General features: G+C 67.9%; 13 protein-coding genes. 6 read left to right on the top strand and 7 right to left on the bottom strand.

The window, feature by feature from the left end; genetic code table 11:
* The first annotated feature begins 69 nt into the window (after positions 1-69).
* A complete protein-coding gene (gene mce / locus Q5Y72_RS11425; protein ID WP_305963552.1) occupies positions 70-474 on the top strand; it encodes a methylmalonyl-CoA epimerase in 405 nt (134 codons plus the stop codon).
* The gene (locus tag Q5Y72_RS11430; RefSeq protein ID WP_305963553.1) at positions 474-743 is read left to right on the top strand and encodes a DUF1467 family protein; all 270 of its coding nucleotides are present in this window, start codon (positions 474-476) and stop codon (positions 741-743) included. The genes mce and Q5Y72_RS11430 overlap by 1 nt, the downstream gene beginning before the upstream one ends.
* Here the strand turns inward: Q5Y72_RS11430 and Q5Y72_RS11435 are convergent.
* The 3 genes from Q5Y72_RS11435 to Q5Y72_RS11445 form a co-directional block, all read right to left on the bottom strand.
* Positions 700-1,416, bottom strand: coding sequence for an EI24 domain-containing protein (locus Q5Y72_RS11435; RefSeq protein WP_305963554.1), 717 nt, complete (start codon positions 1,414-1,416; stop codon positions 700-702). The genes Q5Y72_RS11430 and Q5Y72_RS11435 overlap by 44 nt on opposite strands.
* Positions 1,413-1,985 carry a nitroreductase family protein gene (locus Q5Y72_RS11440; RefSeq protein WP_305963555.1) on the bottom strand — a complete coding sequence of 191 codons (573 nt, stop codon included), beginning with the start codon at positions 1,983-1,985 and terminating at the stop codon, positions 1,413-1,415. The genes Q5Y72_RS11435 and Q5Y72_RS11440 overlap by 4 nt, the downstream gene beginning before the upstream one ends.
* A gap of 118 nt (positions 1,986-2,103) precedes the next feature.
* Positions 2,104-2,352 (bottom strand): DUF8831 family protein, encoded by a 249-nt coding sequence (locus Q5Y72_RS11445; protein WP_305963556.1) that lies wholly within the window; start codon positions 2,350-2,352, stop codon positions 2,104-2,106.
* A gap of 143 nt (positions 2,353-2,495) precedes the next feature.
* On the opposite strand from Q5Y72_RS11445, the gene Q5Y72_RS11450 reads away from it, so the two are divergent.
* Genes Q5Y72_RS11450 through Q5Y72_RS11460 form a run of 3 tightly spaced genes read left to right on the top strand, consistent with a single transcriptional unit; the run spans position 2,496 to position 5,076 of the window.
* Positions 2,496-3,263 carry a M48 family metallopeptidase gene (locus Q5Y72_RS11450; RefSeq protein ID WP_305963557.1) on the top strand — a complete coding sequence of 256 codons (768 nt, stop codon included), beginning with the start codon at positions 2,496-2,498 and terminating at the stop codon, positions 3,261-3,263.
* Positions 3,264-3,266: 3 nt separating this feature from the next.
* The gene (locus Q5Y72_RS11455) at positions 3,267-4,535 is read left to right on the top strand and encodes a DUF2254 domain-containing protein (RefSeq protein ID WP_305963558.1); all 1,269 of its coding nucleotides are present in this window, start codon (positions 3,267-3,269) and stop codon (positions 4,533-4,535) included.
* Positions 4,528-5,076 carry a hypothetical protein gene (locus Q5Y72_RS11460; protein ID WP_305963559.1) on the top strand — a complete coding sequence of 183 codons (549 nt, stop codon included), beginning with the start codon at positions 4,528-4,530 and terminating at the stop codon, positions 5,074-5,076. The genes Q5Y72_RS11455 and Q5Y72_RS11460 overlap by 8 nt, the downstream gene beginning before the upstream one ends.
* A 34-nt stretch (positions 5,077-5,110) precedes the next feature.
* On the opposite strand, the gene ilvN is transcribed toward Q5Y72_RS11460, so the two are convergent.
* The 3 genes from ilvN to Q5Y72_RS11475 all read right to left on the bottom strand — a co-directional run bounded on the left by ilvN (position 5,111) and on the right by Q5Y72_RS11475 (position 8,491).
* Complete coding sequence (gene ilvN, locus Q5Y72_RS11465; protein ID WP_305963560.1) at positions 5,111-5,671, bottom strand: acetolactate synthase small subunit; 561 nt, start codon at positions 5,669-5,671, stop codon at positions 5,111-5,113.
* Positions 5,672-5,741: 70 nt separating this feature from the next.
* Complete coding sequence (locus Q5Y72_RS11470) at positions 5,742-7,496, bottom strand: acetolactate synthase 3 large subunit (protein WP_305963561.1); 1,755 nt, start codon at positions 7,494-7,496, stop codon at positions 5,742-5,744.
* A 155-nt stretch (positions 7,497-7,651) separates the two neighbouring features.
* Positions 7,652-8,491: an arginyltransferase gene (locus tag Q5Y72_RS11475; RefSeq protein ID WP_305963562.1), complete on the bottom strand. Its 840-nt coding sequence runs from the start codon at positions 8,489-8,491 to the stop codon at positions 7,652-7,654.
* A gap of 201 nt (positions 8,492-8,692) precedes the next feature.
* Between Q5Y72_RS11475 and Q5Y72_RS11480 the strand changes: the two genes are divergently transcribed.
* Positions 8,693-11,497: a [protein-PII] uridylyltransferase family protein gene (locus tag Q5Y72_RS11480; protein ID WP_305963563.1), complete on the top strand. Its 2,805-nt coding sequence runs from the start codon at positions 8,693-8,695 to the stop codon at positions 11,495-11,497.
* A 7-nt stretch (positions 11,498-11,504) separates the two neighbouring features.
* On the opposite strand, the gene Q5Y72_RS11485 is transcribed toward Q5Y72_RS11480, so the two are convergent.
* A complete protein-coding gene (locus Q5Y72_RS11485; protein ID WP_305963564.1) occupies positions 11,505-13,664 on the bottom strand; it encodes a glycosyltransferase in 2,160 nt (719 codons plus the stop codon).
* Positions 13,665-13,678 lie beyond the last annotated feature (14 nt).

Raw genomic sequence — 13,678 nt, forward strand, 5'->3', positions numbered from 1 at the left:
AACGCGGGGCGGTTTCCCTTTCGCTTGGGGCCGGAAGGCCCTAGAACGACCCAGAAACCGGAGGTGTCCATGATCGGTCGTCTGAACCATGTCGCCATTGCCGTGCCGGACCTGGAGGCGGCGGCGGCCCAATACGCCACCACCCTTGGCGCCCGCGTCGGCGCCCCGCAGGAAGAACCCGATCACGGCGTGACGGTGGTCTTCATCGAACTGCCCAACACCAAGATCGAACTGCTTTATCCGCTTGGCGAGGACAGCCCCATCAAGGGGTTTCTGGACAAGAACCCCTCGGGCGGCATCCATCACATGTGCTACGAGGTCGAGGACATCCTCGCGGCGCGCGACCGCCTGAAATCCGAGGGCGCCCGCGTGCTGGGCAGCGGCGAGCCGAAGATCGGGGCGCATGGCAAGCCGGTCCTGTTCCTGCACCCCAAGGACTTCAACGGCTGCCTGATCGAACTGGAACAGGTCTGATGAACCTGACCGGCGGCATCGTCCTTTATGCGGTCCTGTGGTTCCTGACACTGTTCGTGGTGCTGCCGCTTGGCCAGCGCAGCCAGCAGGATGCCGGAGAGGTGGTGCCGGGAACGCCTGCGGGCGCACCGGCCGACCTGCGGCTGCGGCGCAAGCTGATCTGGACCTCGCTGGTGGCCGCGCTGCTGTGGGGGCTGATCGCCTGGCTGATCCTTGGCGGGATCGTCACCCGCGCCGATCTGGAACAGCTTGACCGGATGTTCCGCTGAGGATGTGGAACAGATGCGTGAAGGCCGCGGCCGCCAGCAGGGGCACCGCGATGTTCACGACCGGGATCGTCAGGGCGATGGCGACCATCGCGCCGGCCAGCGTGACCGTTCCGCCATGCCGTCGCCGAAGCTCGCTGGCATGGGGTTCCGCCAGGTGTCGCCGCGCCGCCATCTGGAAGAATTCGCGCCCCAGCAGCCAGCCATTCGCGCCGTAGAACAGCAAGGGCGCAAGCGGTCCCAGCAGCGGCGTCAGCACCAGCGACAAAAGCGCCACCCCGATCACCGCCGCCATGATCGCCAGCGATTCCAGCAGCCCGTCAAGGAAGTCCAGCCCGGCGCCCTTGCGCTGCGGATAGTGGATCGCCTCGACCGCCTCGGCCACGCGCTCGGCGAAGAGGCCCGCGAAGCCTGCCGCGACCGGCGCCATCAGGAAGAAGCCCATCACCGGAAACAGCGCCAGGGAGCCCCATGACAACGCGCTGCCGACATCGATCGTGCCCAGCCACGGCAGGCTGAGGCTTCCCGGCGTGAACAGCCGGATCAACCAGAACACCAGCGCCTGCAGGCCGACGAACAGGGCCAGCGTCAGGCCCATCCCCATCAGGGCCAGCGACAGGATTCGCGGACGCAGCAGGTCGGCCCAGCCAAGCGCCAGCGCGCGAAAGGCCCTCATTCCAGCCAGCCGGTCTTTGCGGCAAGATCGGGGCGCGGCCGTTCGGGCGGAACCGCCCCGCGCGTGCCGACATGGACCAGCCCGGCGACACGTTCGCCATCGCGCAGGCCAAGATGGCGGCGCGCAAAACCCTCATCCGCCGCCGCAAAGCCGGTCAGCCATGCAGCCCCCCATCCCGAGGCCAGGGCCGCGTTGACCAGCCCCAGACAGACCGCTCCCGCCGACAGGATCTGTTCCCAGACGGGGATCTTGTCACTGGGCACAGGCGCCGAGATGACCGCCACGATCACCGGTGACGCAAAAGCCAGCGCCGCCTTGTCGGCCGCCGCGCGATCCTGGCCCGCATCCAGCACGGCCTGGTGCAGCAGCGGCGCCAGCCGGTCCAGCGCCGGCCGTGTCAGCACCAGAAAGCGCCAGGGTTCCAGCTTTCCGTGGTCGGGCGCGCGGGCGGCCAGTCCCAGAAGCCGCAGGATCTCGTCGCGATCGGGCGCGGGCGCCGTCAGGGTCTTGGGGGGATGCGATCGGCGCGTTGCCAGAAACGCCAGCGCCTGTTCGTTGCGATGCTGCATCGGTCTCTCCTGTGCCCGGCCTGGCGCGCGGGTTGCGGCCGCTTGTTGCGGCGATGTTTCCCAAAGCCGGGCGCGAGGTGCAAGCCCGTGGGCGCAGGGCGCGGCGCCCGCGCACCGGTCAGCCTTCGCGGCTTTCGACGCGGTAATTGCCCTCGGGCAGGTTCAGCGCCAGCCGCAGCTCCGCCAGTTGCTGCAGGGTGAAGGTGATCCGGGAGACATCGGTCCCGTCGGGATCCATCTGCTCGACCACCACCCGGTCGTCGAAGGTCAGGATCACGATGTCCTCGTTCAGGGGCCGGGTGTTGGGCTCGGCCTCGTCGATCAGGGTGATCACGGTGGCGTCGAAATCATGCTCGATGGTGAACATTTTTATCTCCTTGCTTCGCCCTGACAATCGCGCGAAGCGGCGGGCGCGGCAAGGCGACGGGGTTTGCGCCTGCTCCGGCCACGCGATAAGCTGCGCCGAAAGCCGACATCAGAACGCGGCACCACCGGATTTGCGAGGCCAGGATGAGCAGGGGCACCACCACGCGGCAGGCCAGGGCGGCCCTCTTGTGCGGCTTTCTGGGCCTTGGCGCCTGCGCCCCCGTGGCTGTCCAGCCGCTGCCGGAACAGCCCTACGGCCCCGCGCCGACGCCGATGCCGGTGATCCGCAACGACGGCTCGCCCGAAAGCACAGCCCGCACCTTCGTTTCGGTCATGGCCCGGATGGAGCCCGCGGTCGAACGAGAATGTCTGCAACGCCGCACCCAGCCGATCAATTGCGACTTCATGTTCGTGGTCGACGACCGCCCCGGGCTCGAGCCGAATGCCTTCCAGACCATCGACGATCGCGGCCGGCCGATCATCGGCCTGACCCTGTCGCTGATCGCCGCGACCCGCAACGCCGACGAGATCGCCTTCGTGGTCGGCCACGAGGCCAGCCACCATGTGCTGAACCATCTCGACCGCAAGGCCGGCGCGGCCGCGGCGGGCGCGGTGATCCTGGGCAGCATCGCCTCGGTCTATGGCGCCGACAGTTCCGCGATCGAGACCGCCCAGCAGATCGGAGCCTCGGTGGGATCGCGCTACTATTCGAGGGACTGGGAGTTGCAGGCCGACTATCTGGGCGCGATCATGACGCTGAACGCGGGCTTCGACCCCGAGAACGGCGCCCGCTTCTTCGAGCGGATCCCCGATCCCGGCGACCACATGCTGGGCACCCACCCGCCTCGCGCCGCGCGCCTCGCGCAGGTCAGCCGTGCGGTGACAGATGTGCGCAACGGCCGGTTCCGCTAGGTCATGGCCGGGTCTGCGACCGATATCAGCCAGTTGCGGTTCCGGCTGAAGGTTCTGTCGCGCAAGGTCTGGGTGCGGGTCGCGGCCTTTGCGGTCCTCGGCGTGATCACCGCGACCGCGGGCGCGGCGCTGAAGGGGCTGATCCCCGACAGCCTGCCAGGCAAGATCGGCGCCGATGCGATCGAATCGATCCTGCAGATCTTGGCCTCCTCGATGCTGGCGGTGACAACCTTCTCGCTGTCGATCCTGACCGCCGCCTATGCGAATGCCGGCTCGTCCGCGACGCCGCGCGCGACGGGGCTCTTGGTGTCGGATTCGGTCAGCCAGACGGTGCTGTCGACCTTCATCGGCGCCTTCCTGTTCAGCCTCGTCAGCATCATCCTGCTGAAGACCGGCATCTATGGCAGTTCCGGGCGGCTGGTGCTGTTTGCGGTGACGCTGCTGGTGGTGCTGGTCGTGGTCGTCTCGCTCCTGCGCTGGATCGACGAACTGGGCCGCATCGGCCTTGTCGGAGACACCCTGGCCCGGGTCGCCGAGGCGGGCGCAGAGGCGATGGCGCAACGCCTGAAATCGCCGTGGATGGGCGCCAACCCGCTGCGCGGCGCACCGCCCGAAGATGCGGTCGTCATCCGCTCCGACCAGGTCGGCTATGTGCAGCATCTCGACATGGCCCGCCTGTCGCGCCTTGCCGACAAGACGGGCGTTCTGGTTTATATGAACGCCATCCCGGGCGATTTCCTGTCCCCGGCTTCGACCGTCATGCGGGTGCAGGGGGTGGTGGCCGACCTCGGATCGCTGTCCAAGGAATTCCTGGCCTGCCTGACGATTCGCGACAGCCGCGATTACGAGCAGGACCCTCGCCACGGCCTGCAGGTCCTGTCCGAGATCGGCCAGCGCGCCCTGTCGCCGGCGGTGAACGACCCCGGAACGGCGATCCTCGCGCTGAACCACATGCTGAAGATCCTGTCGAAATGGTCCGAGGAATCCTTGCCAGAGGTCGAATATCCGCGGATATTTCTGCAATCGATCTCTGCGGCCGAGCTGCTGGAAGAGGCGGTCCTGCCCCTTGCGCGCGACGGCGCCGGCAACTTCCAGCTGCAGCGGCACCTGCAGCAAACCTTGCTGGCGCTGAGCAGGATTTCGCCACAGGTCTATGCCGAGGCGGCCGGAAGAACCTCACGTCACGCCCTTGCTCTCGCTGCGGAGGCTGTTGCGCTGAAGTCTCACCGCGCAGAGCTCGAATCAATTTCTGGACTAATAGTTATTGATTAACAACATTTTACGCGATTTTCCTGATCAATCTTTGATCAAATGCAAAAAAATGCAGATCAGGCACAAGAAAACAGTGGCGCATCGGCGGATTTCTGCTGTATCCAAAAAACACGCACATAACACGATGTCGTGTGGTCATCATCTGCCAGTGGTGAAGCAGTCCGCAAGAGGGGAACCCATGATCGGGGTTGTTGTTTGGAGCAATACGGCAAAGGAAAAGGCCGTCGTCTGGTGCGAGGACCAGGCTTCGCTTGCCTATCTGCAGGGCCGAACCAATTTGATCGATGCAGATTATTGGCCCGATGCCGGCGATCTGGTGGAACTCGACAGCGAGATGGTCGGCAATCTGCGCCACGCCCGGCGGGTGTCGATCCTGACCGAACAGGGCTGCCCGCAACTGCCGCAACTGCTGCGCGCGACCGGCCCCGACGACCGGCGCAGCCAGCATCTTCGGGTGGTCTCGACCTGCGACCAGCCCGCGCCGGCCAAGCGCGTGGCGGGCTTTGACCTGCCGCCTGCAAGGGCCTGCGCCGGTCGCTGAGCCCCGCGGCACGCCCCCCGCACAAGACTGCGCGTCAGGCCCCGCGCGCCAGGGCCGCGACCCCCGTGCGGGCCAGTTCCGTCAGTCCAAGGGGCCGCATCAGATCCGCAAAGGCGTCCAGCTTCGACGGCGTGCCGACCAGTTCGAACACAAAGCTTTCCAGCGTCGAATCGACCACGTTCGCGCGGAAGATGTCGCCGATCCGCAGTGCCTCGACGCGCCGGTCGCCCTGTCCCCGCACCTTGAACAGGCCCAGTTCGCGCTCCACCGCCGGCCCCTCCACGGTCAGGTCGTGAACCTCGTGAACCGGCACGATCCGGCCCAGCTGGGCCTTGATCTGCTCGATCACCGCGGGCGTACCCCGCGTCACGACCGTAATGCGCGACCGGTGTCCGGTATGATCCACCTCGGCCACGGTCAGGCTGTCGATGTTGTAGCCACGCCCTGAAAACAGGCCGATGACGCGGGCCAGGACGCCCGGCTCGTTCTCGACCAGCACCGCCAGCGTATGGCTTTCCTCGACCTGCGCATTCGGATCGCGCAGGTCATAGGCCGAATGGCTCGACGCGCCCTTCTGGATGTTCAAAGCATTCATGTCCTGCCCCTGTCTTCTGTGCAGAAATATCCTGGGGGGTGCGGGGGGCAAGCCCCCCGCTGCCGCCCTCTCAGACCAGAACCGCGCCCTCGGCCTGAATCGCGCCCTGGGTCTCGGCCTCGCCCAGCAGCATCTCGTTATGCGGCTTGCCGGACGGGATCATCGGGAAGCAGTTCTCGTGTTTCTCGACCAGCACATCCAGGATGAACGGGCCATCATAGTCGATCATCTGCTGGATCGCCGCATCCAGATCGGCGGGGTCGCGGACCTGCGCGCCGGCGCAGCCGAAGGCCTCGGCCAGCTTCACGAAATCCGGCAGACTGTCCGACCAGGACTGGCTGTAGCGTTCGCCATGCAGCAATTGTTGCCACTGCCGCACCATGCCCAGGCGCTCGTTGTTGAGGATGAACTGCTTGACCGGCAGGCGGAACTGCACGGCGGTGCCCATTTCCTGCATGTTCATCAGCCAGCTGGCATCGCCCGCCACATTGATGACCAGCGCCTCGGGATGGGCCATCTGCACCCCGATCGAGGCCGGCAGGCCATAGCCCATCGTGCCCAGCCCGCCCGAGGTCATCCAGCGGTTCGGCTCGTCGAAGTTCAGGTATTGCGCCGCCCACATCTGGTGCTGCCCGACCTCGGTGGTCACGTAGCGGTCATGCCCGCGGGTCAGCGCATCCAGACGCTGCATGGCGTGCTGCGGCTTGATGATCTTGTCGCTGTTGCGGAAGAACAGGCAGTTCTTGGACCGCCAGCCCTCGATCTTCTCCCACCACTGGCCAAGCGCCGCGCGGTTCACCTTGCGGCCGCGCGCCTTCCAGATCTTCAGAAGATCCTCCAGCACATGCCCGACATCGCCGACGATCGGGATGTCCACATGGATCACCTTGTTGATCGAGCTGGGGTCGATGTCGACATGCGCCTTGACCGAATGGGGGCTGAAATCGGCCACCCGCCCGGTGATGCGGTCATCGAATCGCGCGCCGATATTGATCATCAGGTCGCAGCCATGCATCGCCAGGTTGGCCTCGTAGAGGCCGTGCATCCCCAGCATCCCCAGCCAGTTGCGCCCCGAGGCCGGATAGGCGCCGAGGCCCATCAGCGTCGAGGTCACCGGAAAGCCCGTCGCCTCGGCCAGTTCGCGCAGCAGCTGGCTGGCCGCGGGGCCGGAATTGATGACGCCGCCACCGGTGTAGAGGATCGGCCGCTCGGCCTGCTCGATCAGCTCGACCAGCCGGGTGATCGCCGCCGTATCGCCCTTGCGCGCCGGCTGATAGCGCGACGGCTCGATCTGCTTGGGGCCGACGTAGGCGTCGGTGGCAAACTGCACATCCTTGGGAATATCGACCAGCACCGGGCCCGGACGGCCCGAGGTGGCGACGTGAAAGGCGCGGTGGATCGTCTCGGCCAGCCTCGCCGTGTCCTTGACCAGCCAGTTGTGCTTCGTACAGGGTCGGGTGATGCCGACAGTATCGGCCTCCTGGAAGCCGTCGGTGCCGATCATGAAGGTCGGAACCTGGCCCGACAGCACGACCAGCGGGATCGAATCCAGAAGCGCGTCGGTCAGCCCGGTGACGGCATTGGTCGCGCCCGGCCCCGAGGTGACCAGCACGACCCCGGGCTTGCCGGTCGAGCGTGCATATCCCTCGGCCATGTGGACCGCGCCCTGCTCGTGGCGGACGAGGACATGGGTGATGTCGTTCTGCTGGAAGATCTCGTCATAGATGGGTAGCACCGCCCCGCCCGGATAGCCGAATACGGTATCGACGCCCTGATCGCGCAGCGCCTCGACAACCATTCTCGCACCCGTCATCATTCGGGACATCGTCTTCACTCCATCAGGTCAAACCGGCGCCGGGCGGCATGCCGCCCCGGCGTCGGCGCAAACTATGGACGTGCCCGCATGTGGTCAATGGGATTCTGTGGATAAAATGACGCAGAGGAACGCGAAATTGAAACTTTCTTTCGCGGGTTCCCGATCTAGCGGTCGAATTGCGGCAGCGCGATCCGTGCCACCTGCTCGACGATCGGATCGACCGACAGCGGATGGGCCTCGTTCGAGTGATCGTCCGGCCGGCCGATCTCCTGCCAGACCCCGCCCTTGTAGATCTCCAGCGCCGAGAACCGGGCCTTGTAATCCATCTTGCGGCTGCCCGGCACCCAGTAGCCCAGATAGACATAGGGCAGCTTGGCGGCGCGCGCGATCTCGATATGGTCGAGGATCAGGTAGGTGCCGAGGCTGGCGGACTGCAGCGCGGGGTCGTAGAAGCTGTAGACGAGGCTGAGTCCGTCATCCAGCACATCGGTCAGACAGACCGCGGCAAGGTGGTCGTCGCCCGCCTCAAGCGACTGCGGATCGCGCCCCGAGCAGCGATACTCGATCACCCGTGTCTTGACCGGGGTCTCCTCGATCATCGCGGCGAATTCGAAGATGTCCATGTCGGCCATGCCGCCATCGGCATGACGGCGATCCAGATAGCGGCGAAACAGCTCGAACTGCTCCTCGGTGGCCCATGCGCTGGTGGCCAGACGCTTCACCCCCGCGTTGCGCCGCAAAAGCCGTCTCTGGGTGCGCGAGGTCCTGAAATCCGCGACCCGGATCCGCGCCGACATGCAGGCCACGCAGCTTTCGCAGCTGGGCCGGTACAGCACGTTCTGCGACCGCCGAAAGCCCTGACGCGACAGCGCATTGTTCATGTCGGCCGAATTTTCGCCATGCAGGGCGGTGAACAGTTTTCGTTCCGCCCGTCCATGCAGGTAGGGGCAGGGCTGCGGCGCCGTCACATAGAATTGCGGCGCATGCGGTACCGTATGCCGCATCAGGCCCACCTCTCGCCACAGTTGAACGGGTCACATCTGATCATGCGTGCGCTTGCGGGTCCGGTTTCGCCTGTGGGTCCATCCGCGCGGAAGCCTAGCAACGAATTCCTGACGCGCCAAGCAGGGAAAGAGTTAACGTCGCAGGCGGTTTCAGACAATGCCCGCGTTGACCATGATCGGGCTTTCACTACTGTGTCCGGCATGGATTTCGACGCCGCCATAACGCGCCTGCCGCTGCCCCATGACCCTGACCGCGCCGCGCGCGTCCGTGCCGACTTCGCCGATCTTCCGTCGCGGCTGACCGACCTGCTGGCCGGGGTGGCGGGATGCAGCCCATACCTGACCGGGCTGATGGGGAAAGAGGCCGGCTGGCTGCGCGGGCGCGCGCTGGACCATGACGACGTGGTTGCGCGCGAGACGCGGGACTTCGAGTCCCTCGATGCCGACGATCTCGGCATCGGCCTGCGCCGCGCAAAGCGCCGGGTCGCGCTGCAGGCGGCGCTGGCCGATCTGGGGGGCGTGTGGTCGCTGGAACAGGTGACCGGCGCGCTGTCCGACCTTGCCGACCGCGCGACCGACCTGGCGCTGCGCCTGCATGTCGCCCATGAGGCGCGGCGCGGCAAGCTGCCGGCGACGACCGCCGATGCGGGCGGGCTTTTCGCGCTGGCGATGGGCAAGGGCGGCGCCCGCGAGCTGAACTACAGCTCGGACATCGACCTGATCGTGTTCTACGACGAGGACGCCTATGCCGAGGCGGACCAGCACGAGGCCCGCGCCGCGTTGATCCGGGCAACGAAGAAGATGGCGGCCACGCTCTCGGACGTGACCGAACATGGCTACGTCTTTCGCACCGACCTGCGGCTGCGGCCCGATGCGGCGGTGACGCCGGTCTGCATCTCGACCGCCGCGGCGCTGGCCTATTACGAGGCCGAGGGCCGGACCTGGGAACGCGCCGCGTTCATCAAGGCTCGGGCGGCGGCCGGCGACATCGTGGCCGGCGAACGTTTCCTGGCGGAACTGCGCCCCTTCGTCTGGCGCAAGCATCTGGACTTCGCCGCGATCCAGGACGCCCACGACATGCGGCTGCGCATCCGCGACCACAAGGGGCTGGGCGGCAGGCTGGAGGTGCCGGGCCACAACATCAAGCTGGGCCGCGGCGGTATCCGCGAGATCGAGTTCTTCACCCAGACCCGGCAGCTGATCGCGGGCGGGCGCGATCCGCAGCTGCGCTGCCGCGACACCGTGGGCGGGCTGGCCGCGCTGGCCCGGCAGGGCTGGCTGCCGCACGAGGTCGCGGACGAACTGGCCGATCATTATCGCAGCCATCGCGACATCGAACACCGCATCCAGATGGTCAATGACGCCCAGACCCATTCCCTGCCGAAAGAGCCCGAGGCGCTGGCGGCGATCGCGGCAATGATGGGCGAGGCGGATGCCGATGCCTGGTCGGCCGCGCTGAAAGCCCGGCTCGAGCGCGTGCACGAGATGACCGAGACCTTTTTCGCGCCGGGCGAGACCGCCGACCGGCCCGAGCTTTCCGACGAGGCCACGGCGATCATCGCCCGCTGGCAAGGTTACGCGGCGCTGCGTTCGGCCCGGTCGCGGCAGATCTTCAAGCGCGTCGAGCCCGAGCTTCTGTCGCGCATGGCGCGCACGGGCCATCCCGACGAGGCGCTGCAACGCTTTGACAGCTTTCTTGCGGGGCTGCCGGCGGGGGTGCAGCTGTTCTCGCTGTTCGAGGCCAATCCGCAACTGATCGAGCTGATCGTCGATATCTGCGGCACCGCGCCGGGGCTGGCGGCCTATCTGGCGCGGCATCCCGCGGTGCTGGACGCGGTTCTGGGCGGCAGCTTCTTCGCGCCCTGGCCCGGGGCGCCGGGGCTGCGCGACAGCCTGTCGGCGGCCCTCGCGACTGCGGGATCTGGACCTGCCGGCAGCTATGAAGGCGCGCTGGACGCCGCGCGGCGCTGGGCGCATGAGTGGCATTTCCGCATCGGCGTGCATCACCTGCGCGGACTGATCGACGCTGACGAGGCCGGCACCCAATATGCCGATCTGGCCGATGCCTGCCTTGCGGCGCTGTTCCCGGTGACCGCCGCCGATTTCGCGCACCGCCACGGGCCGCCGCCGGGCCGCGGGGCGGTGGTGCTGGGCATGGGATCGCTGGGCGCGCGGCTGCTGAATGCGGGATCGGATCTCGACCTGATCGTGATTTACGACGCCGCCGGGGACGAGGCGTCCGAAGGGCCGCGGCCGCTTGCGACCCGGCCCTACTACGCCAGGCTCACCCAGGCGATGATCACCGCCGTGTCGGCCCTGACCGCCGAGGGCAGGCTTTACGAGGTCGACATGCGCCTGCGCCCATCGGGCCGGCAGGGTCCGGTCGCCACCTCGGTGCAAGGCTTCGAGAACTACCAGATGACCGAGGCCTGGACATGGGAGCATCTGGCGCTGAGCCGGGCCCGCATTGTCGCGCGTGCCGGCGCCGATGCCGAGCAGCTTGCCGATCAGGTCGAGGCCCTGCGGTTGTCGGTCATGCGCGGATGCGGCGGCGCGGCGCGGGTCATGCCCGATCTGGCCGAGATGCGGGCGCGGATCTTCGCGGCCAAGGCGCCCGACGGCCAGTGGGAGGCCAAGGTCGGGCCGGGGCGCCTGCAGGACATCGAATTGCTGGCCCAGTCCTGTGCCCTGCGCGGCGGCGATCCCGCCCGCCCGACGCTGGCGCAGCTGCGCGCCGGCGTGCGGTCCGGCCTGCTGGCACGCGAGACGGCCGACCGTCTGGCCTCGATCTGGCGTTTCCTGTGGCGCCTGCACGCCTCGGGCCGGCTGCTGACCGACCGGCCACTGGACATGGCCGAGATCGGGCTGGGCGGGCAGGAGTTCCTGCTGCGGGAGACCGGTGCCGAAACGCTGTCGGGGCTGGCCGAGGCGCTGGAGAGCCGGGTCGCCGAGGCCGCGCGGATCATCGGAGACGAACTGCCCGCGCGCGCTGCGGCCGAAGGCTAGACGCGGATCACCCGGCGGCGGTCGCCGGCAGCGGGTCAAGGTCGTCCTCCTGACGGGGCAGCGCGGAGGCGCCGCTGTCCGTCACGGCCTGCCGCCAGGCCGCCGCCGCGGGCCGCGCGGAGGGTCCGGCCTCGGCAGCGATCTCGGCCAGGGACCGCCCGCCGATCGGGCCGAGGACCGGCACCAGTACCCGGCCCTCCCCCGCCACCGGCTGCGCCGGCGCGGCTTCGGCCTCGGGCGCGTCGAAGATGCCATGCGCCGTCTTGTCCCAGTAGAACGGCTTTGCCACCACCTCGTAGATCGCCTTCCACCCGGCCAGGCAGCCAAGCGGGAAATACAGGTGCAGGCTGGGAACCCAGCCCAGCAGGTGGCGATGCCTGGCGCCGCGCACCGCCCACAGACCGATGCCAATGCTGATCGCTTCGGTCGCGATGAACAGGCCGAACAGCACCGCAAGGGCGTGACCACCCCAGACATCGGCCAGAGGCGCGCGCAGCGGATGGGGCAGGCCAAGGCTCAGCAGCCAGAAGCTCCACAATATCGGGGCCAGCAGGTATTGCGACAGGGTGGCCAGGAACTGCACCTGAAAGCCCAAGAAGCGCCGCGGCCCCAGATCGCGCCACAGCTGCCGCGGGCTGCGCATGTGCACGCCCCAGGTCATCGCATAGCCCTTGAGCCAGCGCGAGCGTTGCTTGACCCAGGGCAGGGCCCGGCAATTCGCCTCTTCGTCGGTGGTGGTGTCGATGATCTCGGTGCGCCAGCCGCGCCGGGCCAGCCGGACGCCGAGATCGGCGTCCTCGGTGACGTTCCAGGCATCCCAGGCGCCCACGGCTTCCAGCGCATTGCGGCGAAAGAAGATCGTGGTGCCGCCCAGGGGCACGACCAGCCCCAGCCGCGCGACCCCCGGCAGCAGCACCCTGAACCAGGCGGCGTATTCGATGGTAAAGCAGCGGGCCAGCCAGTTGGTCGTCGGGTTGTAATAGTCCAGCGCGCCCTGCAGGCAGGCCACATCGGGCGCTGCGAAATGAAAGCCGCGGGCGACCTTGTGCAACTGGTCGGCATCGGGCCGGTCCTCGGCGTCCCAGACGCCCACGATCTCGCCCCGGCAGAAGTTCAGCGCATAGTTCAGCGCGCGAGGCTTGGTCTGCAGCGGGCCTTCCGGCACCTCGACGACGCGCAGCCATGCGGGCAGGTCGACGCCCGCAAGGGCGCGGCGGGTGATCTGGTCGCTGGCCTCGATCACCAGCAGGACATCGGTCAGCTCGCGCGGATAGTCGAGCCGGGCCAGTCTTCTGACAAGCCGCCCGGCCACATCGCTTTCGCGAAACAGCGGCACCATCACCGAGATGACCGGCAGCGCGCCGGTCATCTGCGGTGCGGCGATGCGGCCCTCGCCTGTCTCGCGCAGGGCGCGGGCGCGCGCACGGCCCGCCCGCCATGTCGCCGCGAAGGCCAGCAGCTTCAGCCCGGTCAGCGCCAGAAGCGTCAGCACCGCCCAGCCCGTCAGCACCGACAGCATCACCACCGGCATCAGCCACAGCCCCGCCGCAACGCCCGCCATGAGGGCTAGCGCGACCCGCCCGGTCAGCGCCTCGTTGCGGGTCCGGCAGCTTTCGGCGGCAGGCACGCGCAACTCGGCGGCCCTGATCATCGCGGTGCGGCGCGAGGCAAGGATGGCCGTCTGGATCTGCGCCTCGCTGGACAGCAGCATGCGGATGCGCCCGAAGGCTTCCGGCAGCCGCGGCCGCAGGGCTTCGAATTCGTCGGGGCGGTCGGTGGCGACCCAGGTCGTGCCGCCGATCCGCCGCCAGGGCAGCACGCCATGGGCAAGGCAGAACTCGGCGCCGGCCGCGTCGATCAGCCGGGGATCGCCGGGTGTGGCCGCCGGGTCCACCGCGCTGGTGCGCCATTGCCGCGACAGCGCGCGGGTCAGCGCCTCGGGCGTGACCCAGCCCTGTGCCAGCAGGATCTGGCCCAGCCGCGCCTTCTGGCGCTGGCGCATCACCACGGCCTTCAGCAGGTGGCCCGGATCGACGGCGCCGTCTTCTAGCAGGATCTGGCCCAGAGGCTGCAGGTTGCGAGGCGCTAGGGTCGCCGGCTGCGGCAGATCGGCCGGCGCGGCTTCGGGCGGAAAGGAGGCTGGGGTCTGTCTGCGAGGCTCGGACATGGGCGAATCCCTGA

Source organism: Paracoccus spongiarum, from assembly GCF_030732095.1.
GTDB lineage: Bacteria > Pseudomonadota > Alphaproteobacteria > Rhodobacterales > Rhodobacteraceae > Paracoccus > Paracoccus spongiarum.

What these genes read in the sequence shown, in the direction of transcription:
- Q5Y72_RS11450 (WP_305963557.1), top strand. Translation starts at nt 2,496, where the DNA reads ATGAGCAGGGGCACCACCACGCGGCAGGCCAGGGCGGCCCTCTTGTGC.
- ilvN (WP_305963560.1), bottom strand. Translation starts at nt 5,671, where the DNA reads ATGAATGCTTTGAACATCCAGAAGGGCGCGTCGAGCCATTCGGCCTAT.
- Q5Y72_RS11480 (WP_305963563.1), top strand. Translation starts at nt 8,693, where the DNA reads ATGGATTTCGACGCCGCCATAACGCGCCTGCCGCTGCCCCATGACCCT.
- Q5Y72_RS11485 (WP_305963564.1), bottom strand. Translation starts at nt 13,664, where the DNA reads ATGTCCGAGCCTCGCAGACAGACCCCAGCCTCCTTTCCGCCCGAAGCC.
- Q5Y72_RS11470 (WP_305963561.1), bottom strand. Translation starts at nt 7,496, where the DNA reads ATGTCCCGAATGATGACGGGTGCGAGAATGGTTGTCGAGGCGCTGCGC.
- Q5Y72_RS11455 (WP_305963558.1), top strand. Translation starts at nt 3,267, where the DNA reads ATGGCCGGGTCTGCGACCGATATCAGCCAGTTGCGGTTCCGGCTGAAG.
- Q5Y72_RS11440 (WP_305963555.1), bottom strand. Translation starts at nt 1,985, where the DNA reads ATGCAGCATCGCAACGAACAGGCGCTGGCGTTTCTGGCAACGCGCCGA.
- Q5Y72_RS11475 (WP_305963562.1), bottom strand. Translation starts at nt 8,491, where the DNA reads ATGCGGCATACGGTACCGCATGCGCCGCAATTCTATGTGACGGCGCCG.
- Q5Y72_RS11435 (WP_305963554.1), bottom strand. Translation starts at nt 1,416, where the DNA reads ATGAGGGCCTTTCGCGCGCTGGCGCTTGGCTGGGCCGACCTGCTGCGT.
- Q5Y72_RS11430 (WP_305963553.1), top strand. Translation starts at nt 474, where the DNA reads ATGAACCTGACCGGCGGCATCGTCCTTTATGCGGTCCTGTGGTTCCTG.
- Q5Y72_RS11445 (WP_305963556.1), bottom strand. Translation starts at nt 2,352, where the DNA reads ATGTTCACCATCGAGCATGATTTCGACGCCACCGTGATCACCCTGATC.
- mce (WP_305963552.1), top strand. Translation starts at nt 70, where the DNA reads ATGATCGGTCGTCTGAACCATGTCGCCATTGCCGTGCCGGACCTGGAG.